General features: G+C 47.3%; 4 protein-coding genes. All 4 read left to right on the top strand.

Going from position 1 to position 2,745, the window contains the following annotated elements:
* The first annotated feature begins 102 nt into the window (after positions 1-102).
* From tnpA to ACFFU9_RS09375, 4 genes are read left to right on the top strand one after another with little or no spacing between them, the layout of a single operon-like run.
* Positions 103-342 (top strand): IS66 family insertion sequence element accessory protein TnpA, encoded by a 240-nt coding sequence (gene tnpA / locus ACFFU9_RS09360; protein WP_379861165.1) that lies wholly within the window; start codon positions 103-105, stop codon positions 340-342.
* A complete protein-coding gene (gene tnpB / locus ACFFU9_RS09365) occupies positions 343-693 on the top strand; it encodes an IS66 family insertion sequence element accessory protein TnpB (protein ID WP_379861161.1) in 351 nt (116 codons plus the stop codon).
* A gap of 45 nt (positions 694-738) precedes the next feature.
* Complete coding sequence (tnpC, locus tag ACFFU9_RS09370; protein ID WP_379861162.1) at positions 739-2,199, top strand: IS66 family transposase; 1,461 nt, start codon at positions 739-741, stop codon at positions 2,197-2,199.
* Positions 2,200-2,210: 11 nt separating this feature from the next.
* Positions 2,211-2,720, top strand: coding sequence for a DUF6398 domain-containing protein (locus tag ACFFU9_RS09375; protein ID WP_379861164.1), 510 nt, complete (start codon positions 2,211-2,213; stop codon positions 2,718-2,720).
* The last annotated feature ends 25 nt before the right edge of the window (positions 2,721-2,745 follow it).

Genomic DNA, 2,745 nt, shown 5'->3' on the forward strand with positions numbered 1-2,745 from the left:
GTATTCATCCGAGCAACTACGTCTTTTATGACATGATCTGGCTTTTTACCTTTGGTGGCATAAACTATATGTATTATGACAAAAAAGGAGAATGATTTGTGGATGCGTAAATTGGTAAAGGAGTTTCTGGACTCTGGTCGGAGTCAAAAAGAGTTTGCCTCTGCCCATGGGATCAAGGAAGGCAAACTTCATTATTGGCGATCAAAATTATCGCGGCCTGTGGATGTAACGGCCGATAAAGGTCCTTCGCATTTCGTTCCTATCGAAGTCGTCCCTGTCCAGGATGGCAGAACCATTTTGATCCGTTGCAAAAACGGGATCGAGATCGAAATCCCAGTATAGATGTTCGCACTTGGTACTTCGCACCGGTTCCAACTCTACAGCCTCCCCACCGATATGCGAAAAAGCTTCGATAGCCTGAGTGGACTTGTCATCAACGATCTGGACCAGAGCCCTGATGACGGTACGGTATATATCTTTATCAACAAGGTCCGCAACAAGGCAAAGTTGTTGCACTGGCAATCGGGAGGGTTTATGCTGTACTACAAAAGGCTGGAATCCGGCACTTTTGAACTTCCCGATTACGATGGATCAGTCGGCAGTCTACGGCTGGATTACGCTCAATTGGTCCTGCTCATCGATGGGATCTCCATTACCAATATAACCAGGAGAAAACGTTACGAAAAAACGTGATATTAGGTTGTTTTTTAACAGGGCAATTTTTATCTTAGCCCTGCTATGACCTATCAAGAGCTGCTTGTCGAGAACCGGGACCTTCAAAAAAAGGAGAAGGCCTCCACGGCCAGAATAGTTTCCTTGGAACATCAACTGGCACAGCTCTACAAACTCATAAGTGGATTCAAATCCGAGAGTTTCATATCCCAAGCTGTGGTCGACCAGTTATCGCTCTTTTCAGGGGATGATTCCCCAGAAACCGTAGAAGAGACCCCGCAAGAGACCATTACCTATTCCAGGGACAAGAAAAAACACAATGGGCGCAATGCACTGCCCGAACATCTGCCGGTCAGGGAAATCACCATCGAGCCCGAAGAGGATACCACGGGACTGAAGAAGATCGGGGAAGAGGTCACCGAGACCTTGGAATACACTCCCGCAAGCCTTATCAGAAGAAGGACGATCCGGCCCAAGTATGCCAAAGCGGATGGGGAGGGCGTACTGATCGCGGCACTTCCTACCCGTCCCATCGACAAATCGATAGCCGAGGCCTGTTTACTGGCACACATCCTGGTGGGCAAATATATCGATCACCTTCCGTTCTACCGGCAGATCCAAATGTTCAAACGGGACTTTGGATGGGAACCCGCACAGAGCACCATGAGCGACTGGATGGCCAGTTGTTGCCAGTTGCTGGAACCGCTCTACAATACACTGAAACAAAAAATACTGGCCTCCGATTATATCCAGGCCGATGAGAGTCCGATCAAGGTGTTGGATTCCGATAAAAAAGGCAGTACACATCAGGGGTATCAATGGGTCTATCACGATCCCGTTCAAAGACTGGTGCTTTTTAATTACCGAAAAGGCCGTGGGCAGCACGGACCCAAAGAATTGCTTGCAGGCTACAGTGGGTATCTGCAATGCGATGGCTATACCGTGTACAATAAGATAGGCGCCGACCCCAAGATCGCCCTTGCGGGATGTCTGGCACATGCCAGGCGCAAGTTCCACGATGCGCTGGACAGTGATAAAAAACAAGCGGAAAAAGCATTGGCCATCTTTAGGGATATCTATTTGGAAGAACGTAAGATCAAAGAGGAGGCCCAAGATGATCTTGAAGCCCTAAAAACACAACGAGACATAAGGATCAAGCCGCTATTGGTACAGATCAAAACGTGGATCGAAGAGCAACAATTCAGAGTGCTGCCGCAAAGTCCCATCGGCAAGGCGATGACCTACTTCATCAATCAATACCCAAAACTGGAGGCCATCTTTGAGGATGGACGCATCGAACTGGACAATAACCTGATCGAAAATGCCATCCGCCCCATGGCCATAGGCAGAAAAAACTTCTTATTCTGTGGATCACATAAAGCGGCACAAAATGCCGCCATGCTCTATTCTTTCTTCGGTAGCTGCAAGATGCAGGGCGTCAATCCCCGGGAATGGCTAAAGGAGACCCTCGGGCGGATCCCAGATCATAGCATACAAAAACTCGAAGAACTCCTGCCCGGATATTAAAAACAGAACATATGACCAAAGAACAGCTAAAGGAAAAGGAAAAACAACTATTGGAAATAACGGGGGCCTTCTGCGCGCAGAAACTCAATGATGAATACTTCGTACTCTGTGAAAAACTCATCAAAAAGATGGGTAGAAAAAGAGACGTCCCGTTCACAAGGGGAAAATTAGAGATATGGGCGGCAGCTGTGGTCCATGCCATAGGGTCGATAAATTTTTTGTTCGACAGATCCTTCAAGCCGTATATAAGTTCCAAAGAGATGAACGAATACTTCGGGACCAAGGGGGCTACGGTCTCGAACAAGGCCCGGATCATAAAGAATATGTTCGATCTATGGTATTATAGCCCTGAATTTTCTACCGGTGCCATGCAGGAGAACAGTCCTTTTAACAACATGGTAATGGTCGATGGACTGATATTGCCCCTGGACAACCTTCCAGAACATATGCAACAAATAGTGCTTCAAGCAAGGGCAGAAGGCAAGGATATTGAATTCACTACGAAATATGAAGACCAATAGCTAATGTAGTTGCCCGGACGGATAC

It is taken from the genome of Mariniflexile ostreae (assembly GCF_042427585.1).
In the GTDB taxonomy this organism is placed as follows: Bacteria; Bacteroidota; Bacteroidia; order Flavobacteriales; family Flavobacteriaceae; genus Pseudalgibacter; species Pseudalgibacter ostreae.